Source organism: Amycolatopsis sp. NPDC058278, from assembly GCF_042881395.1.
Lineage (GTDB): Bacteria > Actinomycetota > Actinomycetes > Mycobacteriales > Pseudonocardiaceae > Amycolatopsis.
The window spans coordinates 1-16,263 of sequence record NZ_JBHVXZ010000038.1; the positions used below are offsets into that span (position 1 = coordinate 1).

Sequence of the window (16,263 nt, forward strand, 5' to 3'; positions counted from 1 at the left end):
CCAGCCCGGGTACGCCTTTCACCAAGACCTTATGTGGGTGGAGCGCACGGCGGGGAATGCCAAAATCTGGCCCCGGGGTCGGCCGAGGGAGGTGCGGCATTCGATGGATTCGCCGAGCAGGCATCGATGGGCAGTGGTCGGAGTTCAGGCTGCGGTGATGGTCCATTGGAGGTTGGTGCTGGACTGTGGCGCCCAGAGCTTGACCTGAGAGTCGGCGGTGGTGTCGCCGCCGCTGTCCAGGCAGGTGCCGGTGCCGCGGTTGATGATCTGGTAGTTTCCGTTGCCCATGCTGTTGAGCCGCCATTGCTGGTTGTTGGCGCCGTTCCAGGGTGCCTGCTTGGCGATTGCCCCGTTGGCGGTGTCGCCCCCGCTGTCGGCGACCATGCCGTTGGTGCGGTTGACCAGGCGGTAGTAGCCGCTGCCGACGTCGACCAGTTGCCACTGGAGGTTGTAGCTGCTGCCGGAGTTCCACTGTTTGAGCGGTGAGCCGGACGCGACGTTGCCGCCGCTGTCGAGGACCAGCCCGGTGGCGACGTTCGTGATCCGGGCCCACCCGGTGGGGATGGTCCCACCGGTGCCGCCGCCCAGGGTGGGGATGGCGCCGGAGAAGGTCAGCTTCACCACGTACGCGGGTGCGCTGTACGGCGCGTTCGGCGGCGTGGTGATGCGCAGGCCCGAGCCGTCGTGGGTTCGGCTGGGCAGGTTGACGTAGGTACCGGCGGTCGAGCCGAGCAGCTGGACCGAGGTGAGGGTGCCCAGGTTGATCCGGTTCGAGTTCAGGGTGGTGATGTTCAGGGTGCCGGTGGGCCAGCCGAGGACGGTGGCGTACAGGACGCGGTTGTCCTTGCTCCGCGTGAACCGGATGTCGGTGTTCGTGCCGACCTTCGGCGTGACGAACGAGCCGCCGCCCATCTTGGTCGGACCCTCGCCGTAGACCGCCCACGCCCGGGTGGAGTAGATCGACTCGCCGTTGCGGTTCAGGTAAGCCCCGAAGTCGTTCAGCACGTTGCGCTGTGCTTGCGGGATCTCCCCTTCGGCGGTTGGGGCGACGTTGAGCATCATGTTGCCGTTCTTGCTGACCCGGTCGATGAGTTGGTGGATCATCTGCTGGGAGGTGTAGTAGCTGATCCCCTTGGTGTAGCTCCAAGTGCCGGAGGAGATCGACTCGTCGGTCTGCCAGTACGGGTACACCAGATCCGCCGGGCCGCCGCGCTCGTAATCCTCGACCGCACTGGCGTTGTGGAAGCCTCGGTCGAAGTGCTTGTAAGTGGTGACGACGTCCTTGCCCCACTCCAGGCCCTTGTTGAAGTAGTAGGCCAGAAAGTTCAGGCGCTGTTGCTCGACGACCGCGCACGGGCCTGGGTCGCCATGGCAGTAGCCGGGGCTGTCGAGGGCGAAATCGTGGTAGATGACGTCCGGCTGGGCCTGGTCGATGACTTCCTTGAGCTTGTCGAACCAGAGTTGGTCCTCTTGGGCTCGGGAAAGCTGGCCGTAGAGCTTCTTCAGGCTCGGGTCGGACTGTTGGGGAACGAACCGGAAGAACCCGTTGTAGTTGAACGAGTGGTGCATGGCGACGAACAGCTTCATGTTCTGCCCGCGCACCGCGTCCGCGAAGAGCTTCAGCAGGTTCAGTCGTGGGCCGCGATCGACCGAGTTCCACTCGTTGACCTGGCTGTCCCACATCGAGTAGCCGTCGTGGTGCTCGGCGACGGGCCCACTGATCCGCGCGCCCGCGTTCTTGAACAGCTGGACCCACTCGTTCGGGTCGAACTTGCCGCCTTGCGACTTGAGCACCGGCCGGAACTGCACACGGTTGCCGGCCTTGTCGACGCCGCCGTCGATGAACTTGTCGTATCCCCACTGCGTGCGGGGATCACCGTAGGTCGCCTTGTGGTGGTTGTTGATGCCGGTACCGTCGTTGTACATCTCGCGGCCGTACCACTCGTACCCGTACTCGGGGGTGGTGAACGCCCCCCAGTGCCAGTAGATGCCGAACTTGGCGTCCTGGAACCACTCCGGGGCTGCCGGGTGTTGGTCGACCGACCCCCACGTCGGCGTGTAGCCGGACGGGCCGTCCGTGGCCCAGACGGCACCGGCGGGCAATAGACCGGCAGCCGCGGCACCGCTCACGCCGAGCAGACCCAACATCTTCCGACGGTCGAAAGTGGACATGGCGGGGAGACCTCCTTTGGTCCGAAGGTCCGCGTCCGACTCAAGGTGCTCCGCGTCCCGTCCGCATCCACGTCGGGACCGGTTCTGTGGCAGCGGTCCACCTTGACCAACCGAACACAGACATCAGATATATGTGTAGAGGAAGTCTGTTGTTAAGTCCAGAGTTCAGTCCGATGGGCCGCCTGCACGGGGCAAACGTCGGTATACATACGATGTCTTCGCGCCGAGGGTTGGCTAAGGTCCGATGTCTCGCGATACAGTCGACGTATGCCGCTGACCGCCGAGGCGATCGCGCGTATCCGGACGCTGACCCAGTCCGGGAAGCTTCCGCCCGGCTCGAAGCTGCCACCCGAGCCGCGACTCGCCGCCGAGCTGGGCATCTCCCGCAGCCCGATGCGTGAAGCGGTCAAAGCCCTGGCCGTGACCTGGGTGCTCGACGTGCGCCACGGGGACGGACCTACGTCACCAGCCTCGCCCCGGCCGAGCTGCTCGAAGGGCTCGGACTGGCCGTCGAACTCATGCAGGACAACACGCTGTTGGAGCTCACCGAGGCAAGCAGGCTGTTCGAGCCGGTCGCCACCGGCCTCGCCGCCGCCCAGATGACACCCGACCAACTCGCCGAGATCAATGGCCACCTCGACGCCATGCACACCGCCGCCGAGGATGTCGAACTACTCAACAAACACGACGCCGCGTTCCACCGCGCGGTCGTCGCGGCCACCGGCAACGAGGCACTGACCACGCTCGTCGACAACATCTCCAGCAGCACACTGCGCGCCCGGGTGTGGCGCGGCATGGTCGAGGCCAACGCCGCCGACCGCACCCTCGCCGAAGACGAGGCGATCTACAACGCCCTCGCCAACCGCGACGCCAACCACGCCCAGGCCGCAGCCCTCCTGCACGTCAGCACCACCGACCAGTGGCTGCGCCGAGTGCACGACGCGGACCGCCGTGGGCGAACAACATCGAATCAAGTCGAATCCAGAATGCGCCTTCCGCCTCGTACAGCAAGCGGTACGGTTCATTCATGAGCCGTATCGCCGCCGCATCGGCGCTCGCGGCAGCCATGATCCTCATGGCCGGAACCGCCGATGCCACAGCCACCGGGAAGATCACGTCGGGTGTGCCCTGGCAGGACACCAACGGCAACGTGGTGAATGCCCACGGCGGCGGGATGATCAAGGTCGACAACACCTATTACTGGATCGGTGAGTCCAAGGGCGTCGACGGCGCGTTCCGGGCCAACGCCTGCTATTCGTCCACCGACCTGCAGCACTGGACGTTCGTGCGTAACACGCTGGTGCGACAGGCGAGCGGTGACCTGGGGCCGCACCGCGTGGTCGAACGCCCCAAGATCCTCTACAACCGCACGACCAAGCAGTACGTGCAGACGATGCACGTGGACAACCTGACGTACAAGGACCAGGCGATCGGTGTCGCGACCAGCTCGACCGTCTGCGGAGACTACACCTACCGCGGCCGCATGAAGATGAATGGCTCGACGCTCAAGTACTGGGACAGCGGGTCCTTCCAAGACTCGGACGGCACGGGCTACGTCATCGCCCACAACGGCAACATCTTCAAGCTCGCGCCCGACTACCTGAGCGCGGTGTCGCAGCCGTTGTCGAAGATGTGCGGCAACTGCGAGTCGCCCGCACTGTTCAAGGCGAACGGTACCTACTTCTTCCTGTTCTCGGGCCGAACGGGATGGGCCACCAATGACAACCGCTACTACACGGCCACGTCGCTCGCGGGTCCGTGGACGTTGCAGGGCAACCTGGCACCTGCTGGCACGAAAACCTGGAACTCCCAGACCACCTACGTCCTGCCCGTCCAGGGCAGCAGTGCGACGACCTACATGTTCATGGGCGACCGGTGGAACGCCGGCGACCTGAGCGCGTCGACATATGTGTGGCAACCACTCGTGGTCAACGGGACGTCGCTTTCGATGCCCGTCTTTCGTCCCACGTGGACGATCAACACCGGAACCGGCCAAACAACCTGGGGCGTGTCCCCCAGGTCATGATCGGATTCGTCTGGTGTAGCGCGGAACCAGTCGATGGTCTCATCGATGTCGTTGCCGGCCCGCCAGTCGCTACCGAGCTTGATGCGGGACTGTTTCAGGATCGGTGTTTCCGGCCCGACACCAGCGTAAGACGGATTTTGTCAAGTGGGTCGGGGGCCTCGTCGCCTCCTCGGCTCTACGTAGCTGACAATGGGGTTGTTGGCCCGACAGCGTGCAATCGAGTTCGTTGAGGAGGCGACGAACACCCAGCGGGAGCTGCACCGTGTGACGAACTCCTGCCTGCCGGACTGCGGCGTCGCCCGGTTTCTCACCCTGCTCAACGGGCCGTGGGCGACCCTCGTCGTGCGCGAGCTCCTGACCGGTCCCCGCCGCTTCACCGAACTGCGCGAGGCCCTGCCGGGCATCAGCCCGCACACCCTGACCAGCCGGCTACGCCAGTTCGAGACCTACGGCATCGTCATCCGCACCGCCTACCCCGAGATCCGCCACGCGTCGAATACCGGCTCACCGCCCTCGGCGAAGGACTCCGCGACGTCCTCGACGCGATGGGTACCTCGGCCATGTCGATCCCGGAACCCGTCGCTGCCGAGTGAGGTGAGCGGTTCCACCGGCTCCATGGATGGCCCGAGTCAGCGTTGTGCACGAACCACGATGAAGACCGGCGGTCAGCCGAGACGGTCTTGACCGTCTCGGCTCGGTGCGCCGCCGCGCGGGGTGACCCGGACGGTCTCGCTCTGGTGGAGCGAGGTGCCGGACAGGGTGATCACCTGTGTACCGCCGCCGGCCGCCGTGGCCGGGACGACCGAGGTCATGCTGGACTCCTTGTCCCGCAGGGCATGCCGCGGACGAGGAAGCCGTCGAGGGTGGCGTATTGGCCGCTGCGCTTGACCACCCGGATGGTGTGCGGGGTGGCGGGGTCCAGGTCGTCGGTGGTGTACAGCGTCTGCTGGACTTGCCTGCTGGTCGCCGATGTGCTGATCACACCCTTGGACACGTCGTCGACGAAGATCTCGATGTCGCCCTGGTCGGAGTTCTTCTCTCCGATCACACCGACGCCGGCGCCGGTGAACGTCATGGTGGCCGAGTCGCCGTTGTTGTGCGCGGCGTGCACGGTCTCGTGGAAGTCGCCGAGGCCGCGGAACCCCGGGGCGATCCACGACCCGCGGTATTCTATGGACAGGTCGAAGTCGTCGAGGCGGCTCCGGTTCGCTCGCAGTTCGCGGGGCAGGCCGGCGGCCTTGATGATCTCTCGGGCCGCGGGCGGCCAGTCGCCGTTCTTGACTTCCGTGTTGTTGGTCAGGACGACGTTGGTGCCGTTGTTGTAGCTACCCGCCGGTGCGTGGAAGTTGTCGTGCATGCGGATGTCGTGGATGGTGGGGGTCCACATGCCGGTCCACGAGCCGTTGGCGAAGTGGATGACGTTGTGGTGGGTGTTCCAGTTCGAGCTGCCTTCGTCCTGGTAGATCATGTTGTTGGTGTGGGTGCCGCCGCTCAGGACGTTGCCGCGGAATTCCGAGGTCAGCGTGTCGTCGTGACCGCCCTGACCGCCGTTGGTGTAGATGTGCCCGCCGTCGTGCAGCACGCCCATGACGTCGTAGACGTAGTTCTCCACGATCTTGTTGACACCGGCGTAATCGGTGCCGCGCCGGCAGGAGCCGACCGGGAAGTTGTTCTGCTTCGCCTGGAGTTCGCAGCTCGCGGCCCAGCCCCAGCCCCAGCCCATCGAGATGCCGGAGTACGGGGTGTGCGCGATCTCGTTGTTCGCCAGGGTGGCGCCGCGCGTGTAGCCGGCCCAGATGCCCACCGCGTCCTGGTAGTCCTGACCGACGTACTCGATGACGTTTTGCGAGACGGTGTCGTTGCTGGTCATCCGGGCCGGGTCGGTGACGTAGTAGTCGTCGACCTCACCGAGGGACACACCGCCACCGGACGTGTCGTGGATCCGGCTCTTGGTGATCGTCGACTCACGGGTGCCGTCGGCCAGGTCGATGCCCGTGCCGCCGGTGTGGGCGATTTCGACGTCGGTGAAGAGGATGTCGCGCCCGCGATGCACCTGCACTGCCGCGGGGATGCGGATGGGGCGGCGCGTGGCGGCGTCCCACAGCACACCGGCCTGGTTGTCGAGGTAGCCGGCGGTGGATGGCAGGTTCCAAGTGGTGTGCGCGAAGGTGACCCCGCGGAAGGTGATGTCGTGCACCGGGGCGATCCGGTCCGGGATCACCACGAATCCGTCCACCACCAGGTAGTCGCCGCCGGCCTTGACCAGTTTGACGGTGTGCCTGCCAGGGGGCAGACCGGTCACCGACACCACGGGCTGCTGCGCCAGCCGGACCGGCCCGTTCGCCGACACCGTCTTGACCTTGGTGCCGTCGACGTACACGTCGATGGCGCCGGCGTCGGTGTTGACCTCGGTGAGCACGTCCAGGCCCGTACCGGTGAAGGTGAAAGTCATCGAGTCACCGTTGACCGTGGTGTAGTGCACGTCGTTGTCGAAGTCGCCGTACGGGCGGCCGCCGGAGGTTCGCCACGACGGCGAGTACGTCGCGCGCGGGTCCGTGTCGTTGACGGGTGCCAGGTGCCCCGGCGTTCCGCTGAGGTCGACGACCTTGTCCAGGACCGGCAGCTCGACCTGGGCGGTGGCGAGGTTCTCGCCGGGACGCGGCCTGTAGTACAGGTAGTTCGCGGTGGTGTCGAGGTAGAACTCACCAGGCTCGGTGAGCAGCTGGTACGCGTTCTCCACCCAGCTGACGCCTTCGAGCTTCGGAAGCCCGGCGCCGTTGAACGGGAAGCCCAGGTTCGGCACCGAGGTGTTGTTGTTCGCGAAACAGTCCGGTGCCACGTCGAGGCTGGAACCGCCGCCTGCGGCTTCGGTGATGCCTGCCAGCGGGCACCGCATGTGCTTCCAGTCGCGGTTGTAGACCACCTCGACCGCGGAGGCGTTGGTGAAGGATCGATACGCAGTGTCCCCGGTGATGAAACTGGAGTTCTTGAGCGTGAACCCGCCTGGGTCGAGCGGCCCACGGGCGCGCTGGGCCCGCAGTCCGTTGACGAATAGCTGGCGGCTTTTCGTGCCGGGCGGCACGGCAGCCCGGTAAATGTTGCGAGAGCCGTCGTAGAGGCGGAAGCCACTCACCTGACGTGCGCCGCTGAACACGGGCCGCTCTGTCCGGTAGGCCGAGTACACGACCTGGTGGCCGTTGGCACCCGAGTCCCCCGGGCCAAGGGTAAACGGCTCCGCCAGCCGGTAGGTGCCACCGCGCAGGCGCACGTTGATGTCGGCGGTCATCGAGCCGACCAGCCCGCGCACCTTGTTCCGGACACCGGCCAGACTGCAGGGAGCCGTTTGCGTACACGCCTGCCCGGAACCTGCTGGGGCGGCATACAGCTCCGTCGCCGGAGCCGCGGTGGCTGGCAAGGGCACCGCAAGCCCCACGGCGGCCGTCAGGGCGGCGACCATCAGACGCTTTGCGTGCGGCCATGAACGCGTGCGCATCAATGCTCCTCAAAGCGAACGGGTGTGCCTTGCGAACGCACACACGGCGGCGGCGACCGAGCACGTGCGCCGGTGTGCGTCAGAAAACGCGCCGCGGCGGCTGTCGACAACTGGGATAGTTCGACTACGGAAGTGACGGAGAGTGGTGGTCGAAGCGGGCTAGCTCCTTCGAGATCGTGCACATTAGAGAGCATCGCGACGCTCCGCGCAACCCATACATCGGCTGAATTTGCCCCGTTCGGTTGGACCACACGATGACAAGCGCTGAAGGCGCTCGCCACCGAACGCTTTCATCGGATGTCTTCGACACTTTCGATCGGGAAGTCTGCACGGATTCATCGCAGCGAGCCGAACGAACCGACTATCCGGAGTCACTGCCGGTAGCGTGGCGGACCGGGTTTTTCCCACACCACCCGGCCCCAGCATCGCCATGAAACGTCCCATCCGGACGAAGCCGGGAGGCTGCGTCGCGGACAGCCGGACCCACGTCACCTCGCTGCCGGGCGAAACGGGCAGCCTTCACGAAAGGCCATCCGGCACCAGGGCAAAACGCTGCCGATACGACGTCGGAGTCGTCGAGTACGCGCTGACGAAGTTCTGCCGGAACGTGACGACGCTGGCGAACCCGCACGCTGCGGCGATCCGGGCGATGGGCGTGTCCGTGGTCTCGAGCAAGTGCCGGGCCTCGTCGAGACGACGAGCGAGGACCCAGCGCGCGGGCGTGGAGCCGGTGACTTCGGCGAACCGGCGGGTGAAGTTGCGCCGGCTCATGCCCGCGTGGGCGGCGAGGTCGTCGACGGAGAGCCGCCGGTTCAGGCGGCCGAGCGCCCAGTCGATCGTGGGCCCCAGGTGCGCGACACCCCCTGGCTCGGGCATCGGGCGCTCGACGTACTGCGCCTGGCCACCCTCGCGGTGCGGCGCGACGACGAGGTGACGGGCAACGGAAGCGGCGGCGGCCGAGCCCAGGTGAGTGCGGACGATGTGCAGGCAGGCGTCGATCGCGGAGGCGGTACCGGCGGAAGTGAGCACGTCCCCGTGGTCGAGGTACAGGGCCGCGGCGTTGATCGTCACCTCGGGGCGCCGCTTCCCGAGCAGGGCGACCGCGGCCCAGTGGGTGACGACCTCCCGGCCGTCGAGCAGTCCGGTGTCGGCCACGGGAAAGGCACCGAGACACAGGCCGGCGACGCGGCTCCCGCGGGCGTGGGCCGCGCGGATCCGTGCTTTGAAGCTTTCTCCGGCCGGCGGGAGGTCGTCCGGCCAGGACGGAAGGACGACGAGGTCGGCTTGCTCGACCACTTCCGGCCCGGCCACGTCGTCCACGCGCAACCCCTCCGCGGTCCGGATGCCGTGCCCGTCGTCAGTCCACACCGTGGTGGTCCATGCGGGCGCCAGTTCTTGCCTGCTGACTTCGCCGAAGATCAGCAGCGGGGCGGCGAGGTGGAACATCGTCACGCCGTCGAAGGCGTGAACGGCAACCCGCATTTTCTGGCCCAATCTCATCGAGAGATGTCTTTTGCGCCACTCACGCTACCCGAACTCGCCGCGCGAAGCTGGGTGCTGACAACTTGTCACCACACTGAGGAGAGAACGGATGGCCGCGCCGCGCCGCGCACTGATCGTCGTCGATGTCCAGGGTGAGTACTTCGACGGAACGCTCCGGATCCAAGCCCCACCGCGGGAAGCGACGCTCGCCAACGTGGTGCGCGCGCTCGAGGTCGCCGAACGCGAGAACCTGCCGGTCGTCATCGTGCAGCACCAGCTCCCCGAGGGGGCGCCCGTCTTCGGCGAGGGAAGCCCGAGCTGGTCGCTGCACCCGGAGATCGAGCAGCGGGTACAGCCGGGCTGGAAGCGCGTCGTCAAGGAGAAGAGCAGCGTCTTCGCCGGCACCGACGTCGCGGCGTGGCTGGCCGGCCACGACGTCGACACCGTGACCGTCGTCGGCTACATGACGAACAACTGCGACATCGCGACGGCCGTCGGCGCCGAGGAACTGGGGCTGGCCGCCGAGGTGCTGTCCGACGCGTCGGGCGCCATCCACCTCGCCAACGAAGCCGGGAAGGTGCCGGCCGCGAAGCTCCACGAGGTCCTGATGGTGCTCCTGCAGTCGAACTTCGCCGCGGTCGCCACCACCGAGGCGTGGGCCACCGCGGTGGGAGCGGGCGAGCCGCTCCCCAAGAGCGACCTCGCCACCTCGGCAGCGCAAGGACGAGCAGCGTTCGCCGGTTAGACCGGATGGAGGGTGGCCCCTAATCGAACGGGACGTCGTTGTTGCGCCGGTCCTCAACGGGGCCGGCCCGCCGAGGACAGGTAGAAAGCGGACGCCGTACCCGCGAAGACAGCGGCGCGTTCGGCGGCGGCCAGTCCCACGGTCGCCGCCTCGTGGATGTGCCAGACGGCCTCGGCCGGGGTGGACAGCTCGCACACCGGCCAGTCGGAGCCGGCCATTACCCGCCACGGGGTGAACGCCGAGAGCAGGTGGTCGACCACTGGGAGCACCTCGTCGACCGGGCCGAGCCCGAGCAGGCCGGAGAGTTTGACGTACACATTGGGCAGTTCCGCGAGCGCCGTCAGCCACCGGGTCCACGGCCTGAGGTCGCCGGCGACCGGCGGGTTGCCCGCGTGGTCGACGACCAGGTCAACCTCGGGCAGGTCGCGGGCCAGCCGCAACGCCGCGTCCCACTGCGGCGGCTTGACGAGCAGGTCGTAGGTCAGCCCGGAGCGGCCGATCTCGGCGATGCCGCGCCGCACGTCGGTCCGGTCCAGCCAGTTCGGATCCGGTTCGGCCTGAACGGCGTGCCGCACCCCGCACAACTGCGCCCCGCCGCGTGCCCGGCGGAGGGCGGCGAGCCTGTCGGGTACGTCCGGCCCGGTGAGGTCGACCCACCCCACGACGCCGGCCACCAGGCCCGCGCTGTCCGCGGCCAGCTCGAGGAAGTCGAGGGTCTCCGCCTCGTCCGGGATCGTCTGGACCAGGATCGTCGCGTCGATGTCGCAGCGCTCGGCGACGTCACGCAATTCGGGTAGCCCGTAGGGCCCGCGGATGGCGGCGAGCCCCGGGCTGTCCAGGAACGGGCGCCGCCGGGTGGGGTTCCACAGGTGGTGGTGGGCGTCCAGGCGCACGGTCACACCACCCCGGCGTAGCGCGGCGACAGCAGGCCGCGGGCGACCAGGTCGGCCCACAATTCGTCCGGCGGGCACGGCAGCGCGAGGTTCTGCCGCACCTCCTCGGGCGAACTCATCCCGAGCACGACGCCCAGCACCGCGGGGTGTGTGCGGGGGAACCGCGCGGCCGCGGCGGGCAGGGTTGTGCCGTGCTCGCGGCAGACGTCGGCCAGTGCCCGGGCCTTGGCGAGCACCTCGGCCGGGGCCTGGACGTAGTCGTACCGGGCGTCCCGAGGCGGCTCGGCCCGCGCGAGTACACCGGAGTTGAAGACGCCGGCGGCGATGACGCCGACCTGCCGCCCGGCGGCGGTGGGCAGCAGGTCGGCCAGCGCGGGCTGCTCCAGCAGTGTGAAGCGGCCCGCACACATGACGAGATCGACATCGGTCTCGGCGACGAACCTGGCGAGCATCGCCGACTGGTTCATCCCCACCCCGACCGCGCCGATCACCCCCTGGTCGCGCAGGGCGCAGAGCGCGGGCACGGCCTCGGCGCTCGCCTGCTCCCAGTGGTCGTCGGGGTCGTGCACGTAGACGATGTCGATCCGGTCCACGCCCAGCCTGCGCAGGCTGGCTTCCAGCGACCGCGATACCCCGTCGCGGCTGTAGTCCCGCACCTGCCGCAGCGCGCCGGCATCGTCGAGTGCCAGCAGCCTTCCGACCTTGGTCGACAGCGTCCGGCCGGACCGGCCCGCCAGCGCGGCCCCCACCCGGCGTTCGGACAGGCCGAGTCCGTAGTGGGGTGCCGTGTCGTAGTAGCGGATGCCGCCGTCCCACGCCGCGTCGACGGTGGCCCGCGCCCGGTCGTCGCCGATCGGTTCGTAGAGGTCCCCGATCGGTGCAGCGCCGAAGCCGACGCCGCTGAGCACCACGCCCGGACGCCGGGGGACGCGCACCGTGGTGATCATCGAGCCTCGGTGCCCGCGCCGTTGGCCCGCCAGAGCTCGTACTCGCGCCGGGTCTCCTCGGTGAGCGGGTAGTAGTCGCGCAGCGGGGCGCCCTGGTCGATGCGCATGCGGCTGAACACCTCCCACTCCTCGTGGGCGGCGGCGTCGGCGAGCAGGCGCTCCGCGCGGCCGCGGGGCACGACGACCGCGCCGTCGTCATCGGCGACGACGTAGTCGCCGGGCAGCGTGAGCACCCCGCCCACGGCTACGGGCACGTTGTAGGCCCACGGGAACATCTCGGTCTGCGAGGCGTAGTGCGGAGTCGCCCCGGTGCACCAGACCGGCACGTCGAGCCGGCTCACCCTGGGGACGTCCCGGATGCGGCCGTCCACGATGAGCGCGGCGCCGCCGCGGTTTTTGAAGTAGCGCACGAGCATGTCGCCGAAGCAGCCGGTGGTGTTGCTGCCCTTGGCTTCCACGACGAGGACGTCGCCGGGCTGGATCTCGTCGAGGACGGCCCACAGCGCGGTGGTGCGCTCGATGTACTCCTGGGTGACCCCGTCGGCGATGTCCTCACGCTGCGGCATGAACTGCAGCGTCACGGCGCGGCCGACGGCTTTCTGGCCCCGGTTGAGCGCGACGGGGCCGTCGATCCAGGTCCGGCGCACGCCCTGGGAGTTCATCCGCGCGCACGCGGTCGCCGCGCTGACCCCGTGGAGCCGGCGGACCAGCTCCGCGTCCGCCGGCGGCGGCGCGTCCCCGCGCACCGGGATGTCCCACACCCGGTTCGGCAGGTTGTCTTGGCCGGTGCTCATGAGGCCCCCTTGGTCGTTGCCGTGCTGTGCCGCGCCCGGTTGGCGCGCACCGTGATGCGAAGGTCGAGCCGGATGCGGTGCCCAGGGGGAAGCTCGATCTCCACCTCGGTCGCGCCGACGGCGGCCGTCCCGAAGACGGGCTGCGCCACCGGCGCGGTGTAGGCCGTCGGGGCTCCCGGGTACTCGGTCTCGGCCCCGCTGTAGTGGATCTCGTCGATCCGGTCGGCGCCGAAGCCGCCGGCCCGGACGACGACCCGCCGGGTGGCGGTCCCGGCGAGGTTCACCAGCTCCAGGCAGGTACGCCCGGCCTCGACGGTGTCGACCAGGGCGGCCACGTCCGCCGGCAGTCCGGGGCGGCCGGTCTCGGCGTCGGCGTAGGACACCCGGAAGGGCAGCAGCCCGCCGTTGAACAGCACCTGCGGAGTGCCCGTGGTGAGCTGCAGCAGGGCCTCGGTGGTGACGGGGTTGTGCCGCTGCCAGTGGTGAATGTTGCGGTCCCGGACCTCCCCGGTGTCGCGGGCGATCAGGGCCAGCCTGCGCCGGACCTGCGAGAGCGCGACGCCGAGGATTCGCTCCGGGTAGTCCGGGTTGTCGCCCTGGAGGTAGGCGATCCAGGGCGCCTCGTGGCCCGCGTCCTCCTTGTTGCGGAAGTCGTGCACGGTCCGCCAGTCGTAGCCGGCGCGTTCGCGCAGGTCGGTGATCCGCTTCCAGTCGGCGTCGGACAGGCTCGCCTGCCACAGCCACACCGGCATGGTCAGCTGCGGCGGCTGGAAGTCGAACCACCCGCCGAGACCGTGCCGGTTGGGCACCAGGAAGGTCGGCGTCGCGGTCTCCTCCCCCAGTTCCGCGGCCCACCGGGCGCGCAGCGGGGTGTCCGAGTCGTCGACCGGCCGGTCGACACCGTGCCGGTACACCAGGTCAAGCAGGGACCGGGCGAGGTCGAGCCGGCCGGGATCGCCGGTGAGCAGCGCCGCGTTGAGGACGGCGACGCACACCGCCATCCCGATGCTGTAAAGCCCGTGCGGCCAAGTCCAGCCGTAGTTGCCGCCGTACCAGCGGCCACCGTGCAGTTCGCCGACCACTCCGGACGGCCCGACGTTGTCGGGCACGATCCCGCCGTTGGCCGCCGCACGGGCCGCCCAGGCGTCGAGGTACTCCAACGCCCACTCGCGGAACCGCTCGTCGTGCCCGTACAGCCAGGCGTTGGCGGCGAGGCTGGTCGCGGTGAGGTTGACCGCGACGTCACCCTGGCCGAGCCGGTCCCACATCGCCTTGCCCATGGCGTCCGCGTTGGCGGGATCGGCCAGATCTTCCCAGCTGTCCACGCCGGGGACGTCCTCCAGCGGCAGGCCGTAGGGCTGCATGTTGGTCAGCTCCGCGCCGTAGCTGCGCCAGTTCTCGCAGACGCCGTGGCGCGGTCCTCCCCCGCCGTTGTGGGGTGCCCGGATCATCCGGTCGGCCTGGTCGTAGTTCCCCGTCGGCGAGTCCGGCAGGTACAGCTCGGCGAACCGGACGGCGCGGCCGCGGAACGACTCGTCGGCCGGGTCGGCCGCGCACAGCGACAAGAACACGGTTAGCTGCTCGCCGATGTGGAACCAGTCGTAGCCGAGCTCGAATTCGCCGGCGAGGTAACCGCGCCGGTCCAGCTGCTCGGTGACCGCCTCCCAGTGCCGCTTCGTCGCCGCCAGCAGTTCGGCCGATCCGCCCAGCTGGTAGAGCACGCCCCAGCCGGTGAACGCCTCGTAGAAGTCGTCCGCGCCGTCGCGCGGCTGCATCGAGCCGGTGTAGTGCAGTGACCCGTCCGGCTCGCAGTAGCGCGCTTCGTACACCCGCCAGGCCTCGTCCAGCGCATCGAACAACACCCGCTGGAGCACCGCCCAGGTGGGTGCTGCCCCGAGGGGCTCGGTCGCCACGATCCTCGTCATCCCTTGACAGCTCCCGTCGACAGGCCGCCGATGATGTAGCGCTGCAGCAGCACGAAGGCGATCAGCGGCGGCGCCGCCGCCAGCAGCAGCGTCGGGAAGACCACGGTGTAGTCGGTGCTGTACTCGCCCACCGCGGCGTAGATGCCGGTCGTGATCGTGTACAGGCCGCTGCTCGGGCCCAGGATGATCTGCGGGTTGGCGAAGTCGTTCCACACCGAGAACGTGTTGAGGATGACCATGGTGGCCACTACGGGCCGCATCAGCGGGAAGATCACCGACCAGAACGTGCGGTGTGCGCCCGCTCCGTCGATCGTCGCGGCCTCGTCGAGGCTGCGGGGGATCGTGCTGATGTAGCCGGTGTAGAGGAACACCGAGAACGGCAGCGTCAGGGCCGTCTCGAACAGGACGAACCCGGGGATGGAGTTCATCAGCCCGAGGAACTTCAGCGTGTAGACGACCGGGATCAGCAGGACCTGGCTGGGGATGAACGTGCCGGCCACGAAGAGCAGCAGAAGCATCCGGTACGGCCGCCGGGTCCGGCGGGAGATGACGTAGGACACCGGGCCCGCGAGGAGGACCGACAGCACGTTGACCAGGACGACGAACAGGATCGTCACGGCGTAGCCCTTGACGATGTCGAAGTCCGGATTGGACAGTGCCTTGCCCAGGTACTCGGTGGTCAGCAGGTCCGGCGACAGCGAGAAGGGATCGGTGACGATGTCCTGTTGCGCCTTGAACGCGTTCACCACCAACAGGTACATCGGTACCAGCATCAGCACCGTCACCACGCCCATGAAGCCGAGCTTGAGTGCCTTCACTTCGCCACCGCCTTGTCTGCGCCCGACCGCAGGCGGGACACCGTCAGGGCCAGCAGGCCCGTCACCACCATGAGCACGACGGACTGGGCCGAGCCGAACCCGAGCGCGCTGTTGGCGAACGAGTCGGACAGGATCAGGTACGCCGCGGTCTGCGTGGAGCCCGCGGGACCGCCGCCGGTGAGCGACACGACGATGTCGTAGGTCTTGAGCAGAGTCACCAGCGAAAGCACGATGTTGACCGTCACCACCGGGGCCAGGCTGGGCAGCGTCACGTGCCAGAAGGTCTGCCACCGGGACGCGCCGTCGATTTCCGCGGCCTCCAGCAGCTCCTGGGGCACTGTCTGCAGCCCGGCGATGTAGAGCACGAGGTTCACGCCGAAGCCGAACCACACGATCACGCCGGTGAGCGTCGCCCTGGCCCACGTCGGATCGGACAGGAACGGCAGGACTTCACCGCCCGCCTCGGTGACGAAGGTGTTCACCACGCCGGTGGTGCCCAGCAGCGCGCTCCACAGGAAGCCGACGACCAGGGCACTGAGGACGTGGGGGTAGAACAGGACCGCCCGGAAGGCGGAGTTGAGCCGGGACTTCCGGTGCACCAGCATCGCGAAGCCGAGTCCGAGGGCGTTGAGCAGGACCGTGCCGGCCCCCGCGATGATCAGCGTCGTCACCGCCGCGGTGAGCACCTCGCCCACGCGGAAGAGGCGCAGGTAATTGCCCAGTCCGACGAAGCCGGGGTTCGCGCTGTAGCCGTCCCAGTCGGTCAGGCTCAGGTAGACCGACAGCCCGGCCGGGATCACGATCATGACCACGAACAGCGTGAGGGCGGGCAGGACCATGGACGCGGTGGCGAGCCGGGCCCGGGCGGCGACTGCACGCCTGCTCGGGAGCGTCCGTCCGGGCCGGCGGACCGGACCCGCGCCTGCGCCCGCAGCGGGTCCGGTCCTCACCGACAGAAGGTTCCGCGT

Annotated in this window: 14 protein-coding genes and 1 pseudogene; 5 read left to right on the forward strand and 10 right to left on the reverse strand. The window is 68.5% G+C overall.

The genetic code is table 11. The features are described 5' to 3' along the window. Positions 1 to 144 precede the first annotated feature (144 nt). Positions 145 to 2,172 carry an alpha-L-fucosidase gene (locus tag ACFVYA_RS20925; RefSeq protein ID WP_387047101.1) on the reverse strand — a complete coding sequence of 676 codons (2,028 nt, stop codon included), beginning with the start codon at positions 2,170 to 2,172 and terminating at the stop codon, positions 145 to 147. 267 nt (positions 2,173 to 2,439) lie between these two features. Here ACFVYA_RS20925 and ACFVYA_RS20930 point away from each other — a divergent pair, with 267 nt between their 5' ends. From ACFVYA_RS20930 to ACFVYA_RS20945, 4 genes and pseudogenes are all read left to right on the forward strand, one after another. Next, positions 2,440 to 2,775: a FadR/GntR family transcriptional regulator gene (locus ACFVYA_RS20930; protein ID WP_387047103.1), complete on the forward strand. Its 336-nt coding sequence runs from the start codon at positions 2,440 to 2,442 to the stop codon at positions 2,773 to 2,775. Continuing rightward, positions 2,691 to 3,203 carry a FadR/GntR family transcriptional regulator gene (locus ACFVYA_RS20935; protein WP_387047105.1) on the forward strand — a complete coding sequence of 171 codons (513 nt, stop codon included), beginning with the start codon at positions 2,691 to 2,693 and terminating at the stop codon, positions 3,201 to 3,203. The genes ACFVYA_RS20930 and ACFVYA_RS20935 overlap by 85 nt, the downstream gene beginning before the upstream one ends. Next, on the forward strand, positions 3,200 to 4,198 hold the full coding sequence (locus tag ACFVYA_RS20940; protein WP_387047107.1) for a family 43 glycosylhydrolase: 999 nt from the start codon (positions 3,200 to 3,202) through the stop codon (positions 4,196 to 4,198). Before ACFVYA_RS20935 ends, ACFVYA_RS20940 begins: the two co-directional genes overlap by 4 nt. Positions 4,199 to 4,387: 189 nt before the next feature. Further along, positions 4,388 to 4,791, forward strand: a pseudogene (locus ACFVYA_RS20945) (winged helix-turn-helix transcriptional regulator). A gap of 72 nt (positions 4,792 to 4,863) precedes the next feature. Here ACFVYA_RS20945 and ACFVYA_RS20950 read toward each other — a convergent pair. From ACFVYA_RS20950 to ACFVYA_RS20960, 3 genes are all read right to left on the reverse strand, one after another. Continuing rightward, a complete protein-coding gene (locus ACFVYA_RS20950) occupies positions 4,864 to 5,010 on the reverse strand; it encodes a hypothetical protein (protein WP_387047109.1) in 147 nt (48 codons plus the stop codon). Next, a complete protein-coding gene (locus ACFVYA_RS20955) occupies positions 5,007 to 7,484 on the reverse strand; it encodes a right-handed parallel beta-helix repeat-containing protein (protein ID WP_387047112.1) in 2,478 nt (825 codons plus the stop codon). The genes ACFVYA_RS20950 and ACFVYA_RS20955 overlap by 4 nt, the downstream gene beginning before the upstream one ends. A 726-nt stretch (positions 7,485 to 8,210) precedes the next feature. Then, complete coding sequence (locus ACFVYA_RS20960) at positions 8,211 to 9,173, reverse strand: GlxA family transcriptional regulator (protein ID WP_387047114.1); 963 nt, start codon at positions 9,171 to 9,173, stop codon at positions 8,211 to 8,213. Positions 9,174 to 9,282: 109 nt separating this feature from the next. Here ACFVYA_RS20960 and ACFVYA_RS20965 point away from each other — a divergent pair, with 109 nt between their 5' ends. Beyond that, a complete protein-coding gene (locus ACFVYA_RS20965) occupies positions 9,283 to 9,918 on the forward strand; it encodes an isochorismatase family protein (RefSeq protein WP_387047116.1) in 636 nt (211 codons plus the stop codon). A 53-nt stretch (positions 9,919 to 9,971) separates the two neighbouring features. On the opposite strand, the gene ACFVYA_RS20970 is transcribed toward ACFVYA_RS20965, so the two are convergent. The 6 genes from ACFVYA_RS20970 to ACFVYA_RS20995 are packed head-to-tail and all read right to left on the reverse strand — an operon-like array spanning position 9,972 to position 16,245. Further along, a complete protein-coding gene (locus ACFVYA_RS20970; RefSeq protein WP_387047117.1) occupies positions 9,972 to 10,817 on the reverse strand; it encodes an amidohydrolase family protein in 846 nt (281 codons plus the stop codon). Next, positions 10,814 to 11,758, reverse strand: coding sequence for an aldo/keto reductase (locus ACFVYA_RS20975; RefSeq protein WP_387047119.1), 945 nt, complete (start codon positions 11,756 to 11,758; stop codon positions 10,814 to 10,816). Before ACFVYA_RS20975 ends, ACFVYA_RS20970 begins: the two co-directional genes overlap by 4 nt. Then, positions 11,755 to 12,552, reverse strand: coding sequence for a ribonuclease activity regulator RraA (locus tag ACFVYA_RS20980; RefSeq protein ID WP_387047121.1), 798 nt, complete (start codon positions 12,550 to 12,552; stop codon positions 11,755 to 11,757). Before ACFVYA_RS20980 ends, ACFVYA_RS20975 begins: the two co-directional genes overlap by 4 nt. Continuing rightward, the gene (locus ACFVYA_RS20985) at positions 12,549 to 14,477 is read right to left on the reverse strand and encodes a hypothetical protein (protein ID WP_387047123.1); all 1,929 of its coding nucleotides are present in this window, start codon (positions 14,475 to 14,477) and stop codon (positions 12,549 to 12,551) included. Before ACFVYA_RS20985 ends, ACFVYA_RS20980 begins: the two co-directional genes overlap by 4 nt. Then, positions 14,474 to 15,295 carry a carbohydrate ABC transporter permease gene (locus tag ACFVYA_RS20990; RefSeq protein ID WP_387047126.1) on the reverse strand — a complete coding sequence of 274 codons (822 nt, stop codon included), beginning with the start codon at positions 15,293 to 15,295 and terminating at the stop codon, positions 14,474 to 14,476. The genes ACFVYA_RS20985 and ACFVYA_RS20990 overlap by 4 nt, the downstream gene beginning before the upstream one ends. Beyond that, entirely contained in the window at positions 15,292 to 16,245 is a 954-nt protein-coding gene (locus ACFVYA_RS20995) for a carbohydrate ABC transporter permease (protein WP_387047129.1), read from the reverse strand. Before ACFVYA_RS20995 ends, ACFVYA_RS20990 begins: the two co-directional genes overlap by 4 nt. Positions 16,246 to 16,263 lie beyond the last annotated feature (18 nt).